Origin of the sequence: Streptomyces gamaensis (assembly GCF_042656465.1) — a bacterium.
Lineage (GTDB): Bacteria > Actinomycetota > Actinomycetes > Streptomycetales > Streptomycetaceae > Streptomyces > Streptomyces gamaensis.
On sequence record NZ_JBHSPB010000002.1, the window covers coordinates 66732 to 83697 of the forward strand.

The 16966-nt window shown below is 70.9% G+C and carries 16 protein-coding genes; 9 read left to right on the plus strand and 7 right to left on the minus strand.

The annotated features are described in order from the left end of the window. Positions 1-66: 66 nt before the first annotated feature. From gcl to ACFP1Z_RS03045, 4 genes are all read right to left on the minus strand, one after another. Entirely contained in the window at positions 67-1782 is a 1716-nt protein-coding gene (gcl, locus tag ACFP1Z_RS03030) for a glyoxylate carboligase (RefSeq protein ID WP_390314165.1), read from the minus strand. A gap of 29 nt (positions 1783-1811) precedes the next feature. Further along, a complete protein-coding gene (locus ACFP1Z_RS03035; protein ID WP_390314166.1) occupies positions 1812-2705 on the minus strand; it encodes a 2-hydroxy-3-oxopropionate reductase in 894 nt (297 codons plus the stop codon). A 48-nt stretch (positions 2706-2753) separates the two neighbouring features. Then, the gene (locus ACFP1Z_RS03040; RefSeq protein WP_390314167.1) at positions 2754-3590 is read right to left on the minus strand and encodes a TIM barrel protein; all 837 of its coding nucleotides are present in this window, start codon (positions 3588-3590) and stop codon (positions 2754-2756) included. Positions 3591-3746: 156 nt separating this feature from the next. Continuing rightward, a complete protein-coding gene (locus ACFP1Z_RS03045) occupies positions 3747-4793 on the minus strand; it encodes a trypsin-like serine peptidase (protein WP_390314168.1) in 1047 nt (348 codons plus the stop codon). A 276-nt stretch (positions 4794-5069) separates the two neighbouring features. On the opposite strand from ACFP1Z_RS03045, the gene ACFP1Z_RS03050 reads away from it, so the two are divergent. From ACFP1Z_RS03050 to ACFP1Z_RS03090, 9 genes are all read left to right on the plus strand, one after another. Beyond that, positions 5070-5294, plus strand: a complete 225-nt coding sequence (locus tag ACFP1Z_RS03050; protein WP_390314169.1) for a hypothetical protein — start codon at positions 5070-5072, stop codon at positions 5292-5294. Positions 5295-5387: 93 nt separating this feature from the next. After that, entirely contained in the window at positions 5388-5675 is a 288-nt protein-coding gene (locus tag ACFP1Z_RS03055) for a thiamine-binding protein (protein WP_390314616.1), read from the plus strand. A 59-nt stretch (positions 5676-5734) separates the two neighbouring features. After that, a complete protein-coding gene (locus tag ACFP1Z_RS03060; protein ID WP_390314617.1) occupies positions 5735-6061 on the plus strand; it encodes a helix-turn-helix domain-containing protein in 327 nt (108 codons plus the stop codon). Between the two features lie 139 nt (positions 6062-6200). Then, positions 6201-7100 (plus strand): 2-oxo-4-hydroxy-4-carboxy-5-ureidoimidazoline decarboxylase, encoded by a 900-nt coding sequence (gene uraD, locus ACFP1Z_RS03065; protein WP_390314170.1) that lies wholly within the window; start codon positions 6201-6203, stop codon positions 7098-7100. 7 nt (positions 7101-7107) lie between these two features. Continuing rightward, positions 7108-8082: a factor-independent urate hydroxylase gene (pucL, locus tag ACFP1Z_RS03070; protein ID WP_390314171.1), complete on the plus strand. Its 975-nt coding sequence runs from the start codon at positions 7108-7110 to the stop codon at positions 8080-8082. Between the two features lie 100 nt (positions 8083-8182). After that, positions 8183-9595, plus strand: coding sequence for an 8-oxoguanine deaminase (locus ACFP1Z_RS03075; protein ID WP_390314618.1), 1413 nt, complete (start codon positions 8183-8185; stop codon positions 9593-9595). A gap of 518 nt (positions 9596-10113) precedes the next feature. Further along, entirely contained in the window at positions 10114-11616 is a 1503-nt protein-coding gene (locus tag ACFP1Z_RS03080; RefSeq protein ID WP_390314619.1) for a nucleobase:cation symporter-2 family protein, read from the plus strand. Further along, the gene (locus ACFP1Z_RS03085) at positions 11556-13064 is read left to right on the plus strand and encodes a YfcC family protein (protein ID WP_390314172.1); all 1509 of its coding nucleotides are present in this window, start codon (positions 11556-11558) and stop codon (positions 13062-13064) included. Before ACFP1Z_RS03080 ends, ACFP1Z_RS03085 begins: the two co-directional genes overlap by 61 nt. 121 nt (positions 13065-13185) lie before the next feature. Beyond that, a complete protein-coding gene (locus ACFP1Z_RS03090) occupies positions 13186-13710 on the plus strand; it encodes an HIT family protein (protein ID WP_390314173.1) in 525 nt (174 codons plus the stop codon). Here ACFP1Z_RS03090 and ACFP1Z_RS03095 read toward each other — a convergent pair. The 3 genes from ACFP1Z_RS03095 to ACFP1Z_RS03105 are packed head-to-tail and all read right to left on the minus strand — an operon-like array spanning position 13704 to position 16934. After that, positions 13704-14375, minus strand: coding sequence for an HAD-IA family hydrolase (locus ACFP1Z_RS03095; RefSeq protein WP_390314174.1), 672 nt, complete (start codon positions 14373-14375; stop codon positions 13704-13706). The genes ACFP1Z_RS03090 and ACFP1Z_RS03095 overlap by 7 nt on opposite strands. A 43-nt stretch (positions 14376-14418) precedes the next feature. Further along, positions 14419-15963, minus strand: a complete 1545-nt coding sequence (locus ACFP1Z_RS03100; RefSeq protein WP_390314175.1) for a glycosyltransferase family 4 protein — start codon at positions 15961-15963, stop codon at positions 14419-14421. Positions 15964-16016: 53 nt separating this feature from the next. Beyond that, complete coding sequence (locus tag ACFP1Z_RS03105) at positions 16017-16934, minus strand: UTP--glucose-1-phosphate uridylyltransferase (RefSeq protein ID WP_390314176.1); 918 nt, start codon at positions 16932-16934, stop codon at positions 16017-16019. Positions 16935-16966 lie beyond the last annotated feature (32 nt).

The window sequence follows — 16966 nt, forward strand, 5'->3', positions numbered from 1 at the left end:
ACCGGCCGGCCCCTCGTCATCCGGCCTGCGCACCCAGCCCCCGCAACGTCTCCTCCGCCTTCGGCGTCAGCACCGCCCCGGAACCCCCTCCTCCACCTCCCGTACCCCGTCGATGTTCCGCCCCTGCGGCACATCCCCCTCCCGTTCGATCAGGACCTCCACCAGCACCGGCCGCCGCGTCGACCGCGCCGTCTTCCGCGCCCACTCGATCGCCGGACGGATCCCCTCCGGATCGGTGACGCGCCGCCCCCGGCACCCGTACGCCTCCATGAGCGCCACGAAGTCCGTACCGGACTCGCCGTAGTGCAGATCCACCTGGTAGTTCATGGCATACCCCTGCGACGCCTGGCGGATCAGGCCCAGATACGCGTTGTTGAGCATGACGAGCACGAACGGCACGTCGTACTGGGCCGCCACCGCCAGCTCCTCCACCAGGAACTGGAAGCTGTAGTCCCCGACGACTCCCACGACCTCGGCCTCGGTGCACCCCAGGCCGTCCAGTGCCTTGCGGGCGCCGATCGCGGCCGGGATCTCCCAGCCGAGCGGGCCGGCCTGGCCGCAGACCTGGTAGCGGCGGGGGTGGCGGACCCGCTGGTGCTGGCCGCCCCAGATCTGGTAGAGGCCGATCGCGGTCACGAAGTACGTGTCGGGGGCGTCGGCGAAGACGGCGTTGAGTTCGCGGTAGACCCTGGGGGCCTTCACCGGCACCGTGGTGAAGTCGTCGCGGCGCCGCAGCGTGCGTTTGAGGGTGCGGCAGCGGGCCCGCCATTCCGGCCAATCCGGCCGGGACGGCAACGACTTGGCCGCTGTCAGAAACTCCGTCAGGAACGGCCCGGCATCCGACACGATCCCCAGATCCGGCTCCACCACCCGCCCCAGCTGCGTCGGCTCCACATCCACGTGCACGAACGTCCGCTCGCCCCGATACACCGTCAGGTCCGCCCCGGTGTGCCGGTCACCGAAGCGCGCGCCCACCGCCAGCACGAAATCGGCCTCCAGAAAAGACGTGTTGGCGTACCGCTGTGACGTCTGGATGCCGGTCGTCCCCATGTGCAGCTCGTGGTCGTCCTCGACGGCGCCCTTGCCCATCAGGGTGACCTGGAACGGGATCCGCAAGTAGTCGACCAGGGCCCGCAGTTCGTCGGAGGCGTCCGCGAGGATCACCCCGCCGCCCGCCAGGACCAGCGGCCGCTCGGCTGCCAGCAGCAGCTCCAGTGCCGCCTCCACCGCGGGGCCGTGGGGCAGTACGGAGCGTACGGGGAGGCGGGTGTCCACGGCCGGGTCGTAGTGGATCTCGCGTGCCGCGACGTCCACCGGGATGTCGATGAGCACCGGGCCGGGCCGGCCCTCCCGTGCCACGCGGAACGCCTCCCGGAACACCCACGGGACCTGCGCGGCCTCCTTGATCTGCACCGCCCACTTGGTGACCGGGGCGGCGACGGCCACGATGTCGACGGCCTGGAAGGCCTCCTGGTGCAGCTTCGTCGAGACGGCCTGGCCCGTCACGCACACCATCGGGATGGAGTCCGCGAAGGCGGTGTACAGGCCGGTGACGAGGTTCGTACCACCCGGCCCGGACGTCGCCAGGGCCACGCCCACACGCCCGTTGGTACGGGCCCAGCCGTCGGCCATGTGGGCCGCCGCCTCCTCATGACGGACGATCAGGTGATCGATGCCGCCGACCGTCTCCATCGCCTTGTACAGCGGCAGGATCGCCGCCCCCGGGCAGCCGAAGGCGATGTCGACGCCCTCGTCCTTCATGATGTGAACGGCCGCTTCCATGGCGGGAATCACGGGTACCTTACGGACCGTCACCGCGTCACCCCCGACATACGTTCCACTCCCCGCAGCAGCGCCGAGTGGTCGAGCCCCCCGTCGCCCTGCGCGCGTACGGACGCCACGAGCCCGGCCACGAGCGAACCTGCCGGAATCGCCGCGCCGGTCGCCCGCGCGGCCTCGGTGACGATGCCCATGTCCTTGTGGTGCAGATCGATCCGGAAGCCGGGAGTGAAGTCACGGCCAAGGAAGTTGTCGCGTTTGCGGTCCAGTACCGCCGACGCCGCGAGCCCGCCGCCCAGCACGTCGAGAGCCGCGGACACGTCCACGCCCGAGCGCTCCAGGAACACCACGGCCTCCGCGCACGCCTGCAAGTTCACCGCGACGATCAGCTGGTTCGCCGCTTTGACGGTCTGTCCGGCGCCGTGCGGGCCGCACAGGACGACCGTACGGCCCAGGACGTCGAACAGCGGCCGCGCCTCGTCGAAGTCGGCGCGCTCGCCGCCGGCCATGATGGACAGTACGGCCTCTACGGCCCCGGACTCACCGCCGGACACGGGCGCGTCCAGCACACGGATCCCCTTCTCCCGTGCGGCGGCGGCGAGTTCGACGGACGTGGCGGGCGTGATCGAGGACATGTCGATGAACAGCGCGCCGCGCCGCGCGTGCGCGAGGACGCCGTCGTCGCCGTACGCGACGGCCTTCACCTCGGCGTCGGCCGGCACCATCGTGACGATGACGTCGGCGTCGCGCACGGCCTCGGCCACGGACGCGGCGGGTGTGCCGCCGGCCGCCGCGAGCCGGTCGAGCTTGTGCTGTTCCAGCGTGTGACCGGTCACGTGAAAACCGGCCTTCAGCAGGTGCTCGGCCATGGGCGAACCCATGACCCCGAGCCCGATCCAGGCGACACGGGGGAGTGCGGTGGGCATGCCGGATACCTCCTCGGTGGGGGACGGTGCTGTACGTACGTACGGGCCTCAACGCGCCCGGAAACGCGGCTCGTCACGCCAGCCGAACGCCTCCGTGCTCGGGCCCTGCGGCCGGTACTCCAGGCCGACCCACCCGTCGTGGCCCGCCTTCGCGAGCCGGTCGAAGAGTTCGGGGAAGTCCAGCCGGCCCGTACCCGGCGCGCCGCGTCCCGGGACGTCCGCGATCTGCACGTGGCCCGCTCGGGCGCCCCAGCGGTCGACGGCCTCGTGCGGGTCCTCGCCGTTCATCGACACGTGGTACAGGTCCAGCAGGAGCGCGGCGTTGTCCAGGCCGGTGACGGCGTTGACGCGGTCCGCCGTCCGCGCGGCGGCCTCCGTGCTCACCAGCGGATAGTGGGGCGACTCGACCGTGTTCAGCGGCTCGATGAGCAGTTTCGCGCCGATCCCGGCGGCGGTACGGGCCGCGAAGCACAGGTTGTCCAGGGCGAGTTCGTCCTGGACACGCGGATCCACGCCCGGAACACGGTTGCCGTACAGGGCGTTGAGCGCCGGACAGCCCACCGACGCGGCGAACTCGGCCGCCACGTCGACGTTGGCGCGGAAGCGGTCCGAGGGGGCGCCGGGGATCGACAGCGCTCCCCGGTCGGGGCCGGGCAGCTGCCCGGCGTAGAGGTTGAGTCCCACGAGCCGGGTGCCCGCGTCGAGCAACGCCGTGCGCAGGGCGTCGAGTCGGCGGCGCTCGGGGATCGGGTCGTCCGGCCACGGCCACCACAGCTCCACGGCCGTGAAACCGCATGCCGCCGCGGCGGCGGGGCGGCGGAGCAGCGGCAGTTCGGTGAAGAGGATCGAGAGGTTGACGTCGAAGCGGTGTCGAGACAGACCCATGGGCATGACTCTTCCGATATTCGGAGTATTGATTCCGTCACACGGAAGAGTGGGGTGAGGGGTGGTGGCTGTCAAGGGACGCGGCACAACGAAGGCTCGGCACAACGAGAACTCCCCGCCTCGACGAGGCGGGGAGCCTGTGAACACCCGTCAGCGCTAGGCGTTCTTCACCTGGTTGTAGACGTTGACCGCCGCGTCACCGAAGTGCGGGCTGCGTTCCTCGTCCGACCTCTCGCTGAGGTGGTGGCTGACGTTGCCGACCAAGTAGCCCCAGCCGCGCCCGAGTTGCAGGTCGTCCAGCCAGGGGCCGCCGCTGGAGCCGTGGCCCTGGTCGCAGTGGATCGCCTGCTGGCCGCCCGCGCGCCAGGTCTTGCCGATGCAGTACCGCAGCTGCTGGCCGTTGATGCCGGGCCGTGCCGGGTGGGTGTCGTACGGGTAGCCGAACTCGTAGGCGTTCCAGGTGTACCCGTAGTTGAACTTGTAGCCCTGAGAGCCCGTCACGTCGGCGACCTTGCGGCCGTTCTGCGGCCACAGCGTGAGCGCGGCGAGGTCGTAGTTGCTGTCGCCCTTCTTGAAGTAGCCGTTGGGCGTCGACACCGTCTTCCACGACCAGGCGCCCAGCGGCCGGACGCCGTCGTGGTAGTCGGGGACGAACACCCAGTTCTTGTACCAGTGGCCCTTGCCGTCGGACACGCAGTGCCCGGCCGTCCACACCACGCTCTTGTTGGGCGAGTTGACCACGGTCGCGGTGCACTCGCTGTTGCCGCGCGGTGTGCTGAAGTACAGCTTGCCGACGGTGGTCGCCGGCATCCTGCCGTGGGCGTTCCACACGCCCGACCTGGAGACCGCGGTGGCCCCGCTGAGCCCTGCCGTCGCCTGCGCTCTCGACGCGACGGCGGCCGGAGCCGCCGTACCGGCCGAGGACTGGGCGGCGAGCCGGTGGCTCTGCGCCTGTACCGTGTGCCGCTCGGCCGGGACGGGTATCGGCCCCGCCGTGCGCATCCGCTCCGCCGTCCAGTGCGAGCGGGCCTGTTCCCCGTGGTCCGTCGAGCTCTGCGTGGCGGCCGTGGAGGCCGTCGCCGCGTCCATGGGACCCGGTGTGGCGGCCTGCGCCGAACCCACCGTGCCCGCCGTACCGATACCGATCGCCAACGCGCCGATGGCGGCTGCCAGTCGTGGCAGCCGCGACGTCGTGAATCGCATCTGCACCCCGTTTCCTTCCCCCATTGCCGGTGACGCAGGGTCACCTGATGTGCTGATCGACTGTCCCGGCGAGCGGGACGAGTGCGAGTACAACAACAGGGCCGGAGTGAGGACAGGGTTCCGTCCACAACGGCCGGATGTCGCTGAGCTGGTACGGACCGCGTGCTGTCAATCGCGGGTGGAGTCGAGGGAGTTGGCTATTGTGGGGGTGTCCCGTGGGGAGCTGCCCGGAAGCAGGTGAGCACGGTGTTGCCATGGAAGACCCGGAAAGGGAAGGTGGCCGTCGCGGTGATCGGTGCCGCGGTGACGGCGGTGACGATCAGTGCGGCCTTCGCGCGCGAGGGGGGAGAATCGGCCCCTCCGGCCCCCGCCCGGCCGGACGAGAGCGCGGTGTCGCGCACCTCGGACCAGGACCCCCGCAGCGTCCAGGAGTTCTGGACCCCCGAGCAGATCCGCCAGGCGAACGAGAACATGCGGCACGCCACCGGCACCGACGACTGACGGTCCGGCGGTCCGGAGGTCCGGAGGCCCGGAGGTCCGGCTGCGCCGAGACGGCCGGATCGGCATACCTGCGGCGCTACCGTGAGGCCCATGGTGCGATTGAGAGTGGAGTTCACCACCGAACCCTTCGACCTCGACGAGCTCCCGCCGCACGCCCGCGCGGCGCGCGAGGCCGTGGAGGCCGCCGGACTGGACGCCGTGGACGTGGGCCCGTTCGGCAACACGGCCGAGGGGCGGGAGGACGACGTACTCGCCGCCGTGCAGCGGCTGTTGAGGGCGTCCTTGGAAGCGGGCGCGCGACGCGTATCCGTGCAGGTCAGCGTTGTCGGTGAGACGACGGGGGACGCGGGGGAAGCAGCCCCCGAGGAGGGGACCGCGTGACCCTCCCCGACGGGCACGAGCACCCTTTCCGCGCCGCCGTCCGGCCGCTCGTCGACGCCATGGGCGGCCGCATGCTCGACCCCGAACACGCCGAACCGGACGACGTCGTGCTGTCCTGGGAGGGCCGCGAGGTCGTGGCCGTCCGCCTGCCCCGGCTGTCCGCCTCCCTCGACCACATCCTGGCCGAGCTGGAGCGCCGGCACGGCATGCCGCTCGCGCGGCTCGACCGCCGGACCAAACAGGCGGTCGTCCGGTCCCTGGAGGAGCGCGGCGCCTTCGCCCTGCGGCGCGGCGTCGAGACGGTCGCCGCCGCCCTCGGGGTCAGCCGCTTCACCATCTACAACTATCTGAACAGGCAAAACACCGACAGGAGCGGGGAGTTGTGACGTAAAGCCCGGCTGCGCGGCGCGTAAAGCCACGGCCAGGGATTTCAACAAACTGTTGACGCGGGTTTTCCGGGGGGCGTTAGCTGAGCGCAGCTTCGCCGCTCGCCGTCGGGCGGCGGGAAGCGTCACGGAGGTACCCGTGTGCCCGACGAACTCTGCCTGTACGCCGCCGGGACCGGCCCGGCTCAACGCGGCGGAGGAGGCGGCGCTCCGCCCCCTGCTGCGCGAGATCTGCACAAGTGCCGCCTGGGTCGGGGACATTGCCGCCCACCGCCCCTACCCCGACACCGACGCCCTGCTCGCCGCCTCCGACGCCGCCGTGGCACGGATGGACGCGGCGGACCTCGCCGAAGCCCTGGCCGGACACCCGCCCATCGGCCGGCCGGTCCCCGGGGACGCGGTCTCCGCGCGCGAACAGCGCGGCATGTCCGGCGCCGACGCCGGCCTCAAGGCCGACATGCTGCGGCTCAACCTGGCCTACCAGGAGAAGTTCGGGCACGTCTTCCTCGTCTGCGCCACCGGGCGCTCCGCCGAGGAGCTCCGCGACGCCGCCCGCACCCGCCTCGACAACCCGCCGGACCGTGAACGCGAGGTCGTACGCGAGGAGTTACGGAAGATCAACCGCATCCGGCTCGTCCGCCTTGTGACAGAGCATCAGGCGGAGGAGGTTCCGGCCACCGTGTCCACGCACGTCCTCGACACGAGCACCGGGCGGCCCGCCGCCGGGGTCGACGTGGAGCTGGCGGTACGTACCGTACGTACGGTACGTACCGAAGCGGGCACCGAACCCCACGACTGGGTCCCCCTCGGCACCGCCACCACCGACGCCGACGGCCGCTGCGCCGCCCTGCCCGTACCCCCGCCGACCGCCACCCACGCCCGCCTCCGCTTCGCCGTCGCCCCCCACCTGGAAGGGACCCGGAAGGACGGCGCCTTCTTCCCCGAAGTCGTCGTCGCCTTCGCGCTCGCGAAGGGAGAGCACCACCACATACCGCTGCTGCTCAGCCCGTTCGGCTACAGCGTCTACCGAGGGAGCTAGCACCGCCATGATCGAGTCCCCGCAGGCCCCGGAAGCCGCCGCGCCGAGCGCCGTCCTCGGACCCAACCAGTACGGCAAGGCCGAGACCCGCGTCGTGAAGGTCACCCGCGACGGGCACGTCCACCACCTGAAGGACCTGAGCGTCTCCGTCGCCCTCTCCGGCGCCATGGACGCGGTGCACCTCTCCGGCTCCAACGCCACCGTGCTCACCACGGACGCCACCAAGAACACCGTGTTCGCCTTCGCCAAGGAACACGGCATCGCCTCCGCCGAGCAGTTCGCGATCCACCTGGCCCGGCACTTCGTGACCAGCCAGCCGTCGATCCACCGGGCGCGCATCCGGGTCGAGGAGTACACGTGGGAGCGGATCGGGGCGCCGGGGCAACGGGTCGGGGTGCCGGGGGAGCGGATCGGCGCGCCGGGGGAACGCAGCCATTCCTTCGTCCGCGCCGGCCGCGAGACACGTACCGCGCAGATCACCTACGACGGCAGCACCTGGCAGGCCATCACCGGACTCAAGGACCTGGTCGTCCTCAACACCACCGACTCCGAGTTCCGCGGCTACGCCAAGGACCCCTACACCACCCTCCCCGAAACCTCCGACCGCATCCTCGCCACCCAGGTCAACGCCCGCTGGCGGTACGGCTGGACGGACGACCGCGAGCCCGCCCCCGACTGGGACGACGCCTACACGCGCACCCGCGAACACCTGCTGGACGCCTTCGCCGGCACCTACTCCCACTCCCTCCAGCAGACCCTCTACGCCATGGGCTCCCGCGTCATCGAGCAGCGCCCCGAGACCGTCGAGATCCGCCTGTCGCTGCCGAACAAGCATCACTTCCTGGTCGACCTGGCGCCGTTCGGGCTGAAGAACGACAACGAGGTCTACTATGCGGCCGACCGCCCTTACGGGCTGATCGAGGCGACGGTCCTGCGGCCGGGCACCGAGCCCGCCATCCCCACCGACCTGACGCTCCTTTAGCAGCCGGCCGGGGGCCCGACACCATGTCCCTACCCCCGGCCCGTACGCCGAGAGCCCCGTACGCCGAGAGCGAGGCAGCACCGTGATCCCCCCACCCCCCATCGAACCAAAGGCACCCGGCAGCTCGGCTGTTGAGCGCACGGCCGTTGAGCGCACGGTCATCGAGAACTGCGCCGTCGCCACCGTCGACGCCCACGACACCGAGTACGCGAACGGCCACATCGTCGTCGCCGGCAATCGCATCGAATCCGTGGGATCCGGCGCCGCGCCCGCCGCGCTGGAGAACGTCGTCCGCCGCGTGGACGCCGAAGGCCACCTCGCCACCCCCGGCCTCGTCAACACCCACCACCACTTCTACCAGTGGCTCACCCGCGGACTCGCCCAGGACTGCAACCTCTTCGACTGGCTCGTCGCCCTGTACCCCGTCTGGGCGCGCATCGACGAGGACATGGTCCACGCCGCCGCGCGCGGCTCGCTGGCCATGATGGTCCGGGGTGGCGTCACCACCAGCACGGACCACCACTACGTCTTCCCCAAGGGATCCGGCGACCTGCTCGGCGCGGAGATCCGCGCGGCCCGCGAACTGGGGGTGCGCTTCTCGCCCACCCGGGGCTCGATGGACCGCGGCCAGTCCGCCGGCGGACTGCCGCCCGACTTCGCCGTCGAGACCACCGAGGACGCGCTCACCGCCACCGAGGAGGCCATCGACACCCACCACGACCCCTCCTTCGACTCCATGCTGCGCATCGGCGTCGCCCCCTGCTCCCCGTTCTCCGTCTCCACCGAACTCCTCTGCGACGCCGCCGAGTTGGCGCGACGCAAAGGCGTACGGCTGCACACGCACGGCTCGGAGACCGTCGAGGAGGAGCAGTTCTGCAAGGAGCGGTTCGGGATGGGGCCGACCGCCTACTTCGAGTCCACCGGCTGGCTCGGCGACGACGTGTGGATGGCACACTGCATCCACATGCGGGACGCCGACATCGCGGCCTTCGCCCGCACTGGCACCGGCGTCGCCCACTGCCCCTCCTCCAACGCCCGCGTCGCCGCCGGCACCGCCCGCGTCCCCGCCCTGCTGCGCGAGGGCGTAGCCGTCGGACTCGGCGTCGACGGCACCGCCTCCAACGAGGCCGGCGAACTGCACACCGAACTGCGCAACGCGCTCCTCGTCCACCGGCTCGCGGGCGGCGAGAAGGCGCTGAACGTACGTCAGGTGCTGCGGATGGGTACGTACGGCGGCGCCCAAGTCCTCGGCAGACAGCGGGAGATCGGCTCACTGGAACCGGGCAAGCTCGCCGACCTCGTCCTGTGGAAGCTCGACGGCCTAGGCCACTCCACCATCGCCGACCCCGTCGCCGCCCTCGTCCTCGGCGCCGCCGCGCCCGTGACCCTCTCCCTGGTGAACGGACGGCCCGTCGTCGAGGAAGGGCATCTGGCGACGGCCGACGAGGACACGATCGCCCGGACCGCGCGCGACCAGGCGGTACGGCTGGCGCGCCGGGCGGCGGAGGGGTGAGGGGTGCCGAGCCCGGCGGGTGACGGGGGGTTGGCGCTGCGGTGGGCTGGTGTACGTGCGCTGCGGGGCGGCGTACGTGTCCGGCGGTGGGTCGGTGTGCGCGCCCGGCGGCGGGCAGGCGTGTGCGCCCGGCCACGGGGCGGCGTGTGTATCCGGCGGCGGGCAGGCGTATGCGCCCGGCTACGGGTTGGCGTGCGCGCTCGGCTGCGGGCCGGCATGCTCGTCCGGCCGCGGGGCCGAGCCCGCCGCCCCGTGGCCGGCCAGGCCCCCGGCCCGCCGCCCGACCGGGCCCTGGCGCCCCGTCCCTGACCCCGGCCGAGGGGGACGGCCCTCGGCCGGTCCCGTGGGTCCGAGGGCCCACGGTGGCGGGCCGGGGCGCCGACTGCACCGGCGCCCCGGCCCGTACCCACTCCCGAGGAGGAACCGCAGTGGCCGCACCCGGTGACAGCCCTGCCCCCGCACGCCCGGACGCGGACGACGGCCCGCACCCCGTGGACCGGCTGCTGCCGCCATGGCGCATGCTCGCGGGCGGACTGCAGCACGTCGCCGCCAGCTACGCGGGCGTGGTCGCCCCACCGCTCGTCGTCGGCGCGTACTGCGGACTGCCCGCGTCCGGGATCACCTTCCTCGTGGGCGCCGCCCTGTTCACCGCCGGCATCGCCACACTGCTGCAGACCATCGGTTTCTGGAAGGTCGGGGCGCGACTGCCATTCGTCAACGGCGTCTCCTTCGCGGGCGTCGCCCCCATGCTCGCCGTCGCCGACACCCAGGCCGACAAGCGCGAGGCCCTGCCCGTCATCTTCGGTGCCGTCATGGTCGCGGGAGCCCTGGGCTTCCTGCTCGCCCCGTACTTCGGCCGGCTCGTCCGCTTCTTCCCGCCCGTCGTGACCGGCACCGTCATCACCCTGATCGGACTCACCCTGCTGCCCGCCGCCTTCGGCTGGATCCGGGACGGGAACACCGCACACCCCGCCACCCCCGCCAACCTCGCGCTGGCGGGCGCGACTTCGGCGATCGTTCTGATGCTGCGTCGGCTGCTGAAGGGATTCTGGCAGCAGATCGCGATCCTGCTCGGCATGGCCGCCGGCACCCTCGTGGCCGTGCCCTGCGGAGCCGTCGACTTCTCTCCCGTCACCCACGCCGGACTCGTCGGCTTCCCCGCCCCCTTCCACTTCGGTACCCCGGTGCTCTCCCTGCCCGCCGTCGTCTCCATGTGCGTCCTGATGCTGGTGTGCATGACGGAGAGCACTGCCGACATGCTCGCCCTCGGCGAGGTCGTCGGCCGCCCCGCCGACGCGGAGGTCATCGCGGGCGGCCTGCGTGCCGACACCCTCGGCACGGCCCTCAGCCCCCTCTTCAACGGCTTCGCCAACAGCGCCTTCGCGCAGAACATCGGCCTGGTCGCGCTCACGAAAGTACGCAGCCGCTACGTCGTCGCCGTGTGCGGGCTGCTGTTCGTCCTCCTCGGACTCAGCCCGGCCGTCGCCGCGCTCGTCGCGGTCGTCCCCCGTCCCGTGCTCGGCGGCGCGGGCATCGTGCTCTTCGGCACCGTCGCCGCCAGCGGCGTCCAGGTCCTGGCCAAGGCCGGGCTGGAGCGCGGCGACAACGCGCTCGTCGCCGCCACCTCGCTCGGCGTGGGCCTGATCCCCGTGGTCTCGCCCGGCTTCTACGCCGACCCGGCCATCCCCGGCACCCTGCGGATCCTGCTGGACTCCGGGGTCAGCGCGGGCTGTCTCACCGCGGTCGTCCTCAACCTGGCCTTCCACCACGCCGGCGGGCGCGGCCGCCGTGTGGTGCCCGGGGAGCAGCTGGGAATTGCGCAACAATCTGCACAAAAAGGTCGGCCGGTGGTGCGTCGGACGCGTCGTCCGCGCCGACCGCGTCGGCCGCTGGTGCGGAGCGTGGTGCAGAGAGGGGTCCCGCCGTGGACGCAGAAGCCGGAGGCGAAAACCGGGGGACGATGTCCGGGGACCGGGAACCACCCCACGGGAGACGGAAATTCGTCTTCCCCAGCGCACTGACCGTCCTCGCCGCCGTCACCGTCGCGGTGTGGGCCCTGACCTTCGTCGTCCCGTCCGGCGTCTACCGGCGCACCCCGTCCGGCAGCCCGATCCAGGGCACCTACCACCACGAGCCCGCCCCCGGCGACTTCCTCCACCGCCTCGGCGACCTCTTCCTCGCCCCCGTCAACGGCCTGTACGGGGTGCGGGACCCGGCGACCGGGGAAGTCGCCCCCGACGCGGTGGGCTCGCTCTACGGCGCGGCCGGCGTCTTCCTCTTCGTCCTCGCGATCGGCGCGTTCATCACCGTCGTCTTCGCGACCGGGGCCCTCGACCGGGGCATCGAGCGGCTCGCCCACCGCCTGCGCGCCCGAGGCGCCCTGCTGATCGCCGCCGTGATGACCGTCTTCTCCCTCCTGGGCACGGTCGAGGGCTTCGCCGAGGAGACACTGGGCTTCTACGGGCTGCTCGTCCCGCTCATGCTGGCCCTCGGCTACGACCGTATGGTCGCCACCGGCACCATCATCCTCGGCGCCGGCGTCGGCGTCCTCGCCTCCACCGTCAACCCCTTCGCCACCGGCGTCGCCTCCTCGGCCGCCGGGATCTCCCTCGGCGACGGCATCGCACTGCGCGTCGCGATGTGGCTGGTCCTGACGGCCGTCACGATCGGCTACGTCATCCGCTACGCGCACCGGGTACGCGCCGACCCGGACCGCTCCCTCGTCGGCTTCCTGCCCGGCGACCACGAGTACGCGCAGGCGGCCGAGGAACCGCCTGAACTGACGGGTGTGCAGAAAGCCGTCTTGGTTCTGGTCGCCCTCGTCTTCGCCTTCATGATCTTCTCGGTGATTCCCTGGGCCGGTGCGTTGACCGGCCGTGCCGATGCCAAGCCGTATGGCTGGGAACTCGACTGGTCCTTCGCGCAGTTGGCTGCGTTGTTTCTCGTCGCGTCGGTATTGGTGGGTCTCGTCGCCCGGCTCGGGGAGCAGCGGTTGAGCGCCACGGTGGTCCAGGGCGCGGCCGACTTCATCTCCCCGGCCCTCGTCATCGTGCTCGCGCGCGGCGTCACGGTCGTGATGACGAACGCGAAGATCATCGACACGGTGCTGCACGGCGTGGAGAACGCGGTCACGGGGGCCTCGGCGGCCGTCTTCGCGGTGCTGGTGTTCGTGGTGAATCTGCCCCTGGCTTTTCTTATCCCTTCCAGTTCGGGGCACGCGACGCTCGCCATGCCGATTCTGGCGCCGCTCGCGGATTTCGCGGGGGTGGCGCGGTCGGTCGTGGTCACGGCGTGGCAGGCGGCGAGCGGCTGGATGAATCTGTGGGTGCCGACCACGGCGGTGGTGGTGGGCGGGGTTTCGCTGGCGAGGGTGGGGTACGACCGGTATCTGCGGTTTGTGTGGCCGTTGTTGGTGATTTTGGGGGTGTTGGTTTGTGTGTTTGTGGGGGTGGGGGCGGTGGTTTTTTGAGGGGGGAGGGCGTGCAGGGCCGCTTTCCCTTGGGGCTCACGAAGCTGCCCACACTCCGATGGGTGAAGAGTGCAGCGACTGCGGGGCGAGCGCTTGCGGCACGGCCGTAGAGTGATCGTTCATGGGTCGGCAGCACATGAATCTAGAGGCATACATCGAGCGTTCGCAGACTGGCCCTTGCTTCATCTGCGCCTTTCTCCGCGGGCACTCGGACTATCTTCACGAGACCGTCTTCGAGGATGAGGACCACGTCGCGTTTCTGGACCGGTGGCCTACTCTGCCCGGGAAGATTCTCGTCGCCCCGAGGCGGCATGTTGAGCATGTCGTGCGCGACCTGGACGAGACGGGCTACACCCGGCTCATGCTGTTCGTTCGCGAGACCGCTCTCGCCGCCGAGGCTGTCCTGGGCCCTGAACGGACGTACCTGTACTCGCTCGGCAGCCAGCAGGGAAACGCCCATCTTCACTGGCACATCGCCGGGTTGCCGCCTGGTGTCCCGTACCAGGAGCAGCAGTTCCACGCGTTGATGAGTGAGAACGGAGTCCTGTCCCCGTCCCCGGAAGAGGCAGCCGACACGGCGGAACGTATCCGCACCGCGATGGTCGCCATCCGGGCTGGCGCGACCCAGGAGTCAGCGCATCAGTAGGTGCACCGTGGCGTGTGGCTGGGCCTCACGGGCAAGGGGTCTGGATTTTGGGATGTGTCGGCCAGGGGAACGCCGAGGTGGCATAGACGAGCGGTGAAGTCGTCTGTGCCGTTGAAAAGGTGCGCTTTCATGCCGAGGGATCGTGCGGCCAGGACGAAGGTCGGCTCGTCGTCGAAGTAGGCCAGCGCGGCTGGTGGGATGCTCATGAGGTCGGCGGCAGCCCGGTAGGCGAGAGGGGAGGGTTTGTCGACTCCCAGGTCCGCGGAGGGGAAGACGAAGTCGAACTCGATGCCGTGGAGCTTGAGGTCGGTGTGGAGGGCGTCGGTGCAGTTGGACAGGACGCCGACGGGAAGGTGTTCACGGATTGCCTGCAGAAGCGCGGTCATCGTCCGGTCCGGTTCTCCGCGGTCGGCTCGCCAGGGGCCGAGGTGGTTTCGGACGGCCGGGCCGTAGTCGTTCGCCAGGCGGTCGGCGACGTCGGAGGCCCACTGCTGATCGGTGAGGACGCCGACCCGTGCCAAGCGGTAGGACGGGTGATCGTAGGCGTAGCGGGCGATGGTGCCGGTGGGGAGGCCGGCGCGTTGCTCGCTGATGTGGGCGCCGGTGTTGTGCCAGTGTCGGAAGAGACCGTTCATGTCGAGGAGCAGGCCGTTGATGCCGGGCATGGAGACTCCTTCGGGGGACGGGCCGGGTACGGCCTGGTCCGGGTCAGTGTGGTGAGGCCTGGTGGTAGGCGGCGACGTAGCGGTCCGCGGTGCGGCTCCAGCTGTAGGTGGTCTCGATGCGGGAGCGGCCGTTGGCACTGCGCCGCTTGCGCTCTGCGGTGTTGGCCAAGGCGTTGATGAGGGTGTCGGCGAGGTCGTCGGGGTCGTCCGGTTTGACGAGCCAGCCAGTGGCGCGGGGGCCGTCGGGGACGATGGTGTGGAGCGGGCCGCCGGTTGCGGTGGCGATGGGCGGGGTGCCGCAGGCCATGGCTTCGAGGTAGACCATGCCGAAGGGCTCTCCCACGGCCGGCGCGACCATGAGGTCGGCGCAGGCGAGGCCGGTGGGTAGTTCGTCGTGCCCACGCCACCCGGCGAAGAAGACGTCGTCCTCAATCTTCAGGTCCTTCGCGAGTTCGAAGGGGTGCTGTCCTTCGTATTCGCCGGGGTATCCGCCCCACATGAGCAGGACCGGGGCGGGGTCGAGGCGGGCGCGGGCGACGGTGAAGGCGCGCAGGAGGACGGGGATGCGTTTGAAGTCGAGGAAACGGCCCACCCAGAGCAACAGCGGTCGGAGATTCCCGGCGGGGTCGCGGAAGCGGCGGAGGTCGGTGTCGCTGTAGCGAAGGGAGCCCGGGACGCAGCCGGGGGCCCAGCCGTGCGGGTCGGTGACGAGCCAGTGCCGCAGGTACTCCAAACAGTGCTGCTCGTCGAGCTGTTGCGGGCGGAAGGTACGGGCGTCGACGCCGTTGGGGATGACGGGGAGTTCGTGGTCGAGGTCGAACAGGCGCTGGGCCAGGTCCCGGTCGTGCTCGGAAACAGCCAGGAGGTGGCCGGCGTGGAAGACGGCCTGGCGCAGGCGGGTGAGCCAGTACGGGGAGTAGAGCCACTTCTGCCATGCGGTGATGGTGAGTAGTTCGGTGTCGGCGGCATCCAGGGCGGCGGCTGTCGCGAAGCGTTGGGCTTCGGCGCGGCGGTGCGGATTGTCCGTGTGGAGGAGGCGGGCGAGGTCCCGTAGGGAGATGCCGAGGCGTTGGGCCAGGTTGACGCGTCGGGCCATGCCGTCGATGAGTTTGAGTTCGGTGCCGTGGAGGGTGGTGACCACGGGGGTGTTCGGGTATGCGGCGCGGACACTGGTCTGGAGGTGGCTGAGGTGGTGCAGGTGCACCAGGTCGGTGTCGGTGCTGCGGTGCGCGGCCAGGTGCCGGGTCCAGGCACGGGTGAGGCCGTCGGCGTCGAGGGGCGGGACGGCGCTGAAAAGCGGGTCGGGGCAGTCGCCTCGGTCCTCGTACGAGGGGTGGAAAGGCAGTGGGGTGTCTTGGGGGTTGTCTCCGCGGCGGAACGCGGCGAAGGCGTCGTTGTAGTCGTACGGGTGGAGGTCCAGCCCTTGGTAGAAGGACGGTCCGTGGGAGGGGTCGCCGGGGGTGCCGAGGGAGCCGGCGTGGAGGCGGTTCGTCCAGCCGCGGGTGTTGAGTTCGCGCAGGAGGTAGCGGATGACCTGGGCGCTGCCGCCGCGCGGGTAAAACAGCACGACGGTGTCCATGGACGGCATAGGTGCTCCCTTCGAGCCGCTCGCCGGGCCTTGGGCCCGAAGGGAGCGACGGGTCAGGTGGTCGTGTCGCCGGCAGGCCGGGTGCTGATGTCGGTGGCGAGCCGGCGCAGGATCGGCCCGTATTCGGGGTGGGTGAGGGCGTGGGCGAACTGGGCGACGAGGTAGGCGGCGGGGTTTCCTGTGTCGTACCAGCGGCCTTGGATGACCTGCCCGTAGACGGCCCGGCGGGCGGCATAGGCGTTGATGGCGTCGGTCAGGTAGACCTCACCGGTGCGGTGCTCGTACCAGTGGCGGGTCAGTTCGCGCAGTTCCTCGACGATGGCGGGGGTGATGACGTAGCCGCCGATCGCGGCGAATGCCGATGGCGCGTCTTCGGGCTTGGGCTTCTCGACCAGGCCGGTGATACGCAGCAGGCCGTCTTCCAGGTCCTCCTTGACGACGGGCACGCCGTAGCGGGGGGCGTCGGCCGGGTCCATGGGCATCAGGGCGAGCACGGGGCAGTGGGTCGTCTCGTACGCGCGGATCAGCTGCTGGGCCCGGGGGGTGTCGGAGACGAAGACGTCGTCGGGCCAGAGCACGAGGCACGGCTCGTCGCCGAAGTTGCGGGTGGCGTTCAGGACGGGGGTGCCGTTGCCGTAGGGGCCGTGCTGGTCGAGGTAGGTGATGTGACCTTGACGGGCGAGCTCGGCGACTTCTTCGACGGCGTCGGCGTAGTCGGCTTTGCCATCGGCGCGCAGTTGCTCGACGAGGGCGGGGTTGGGACGGAAATGGTCCTGGATGAGGTTCTTGCCGCCGGAGACGACGATGGTGATGTCGGTGATGCCGGAGGCCACCAGCTCGCGCACAGTGTGCTCGATGACGGGTTTGTCGCCGACCGGCAGCATCTCCTTCGGGATCGCTTTCGTCAGCGGCAGCAGGCGGGAGCCCAGCCCGGCGGCGGGAATCACTGCCCTGCGGATCGTCGTGCCCATCGGTTCTCTCCCGGTCTCGTTCCCGTGCCGCG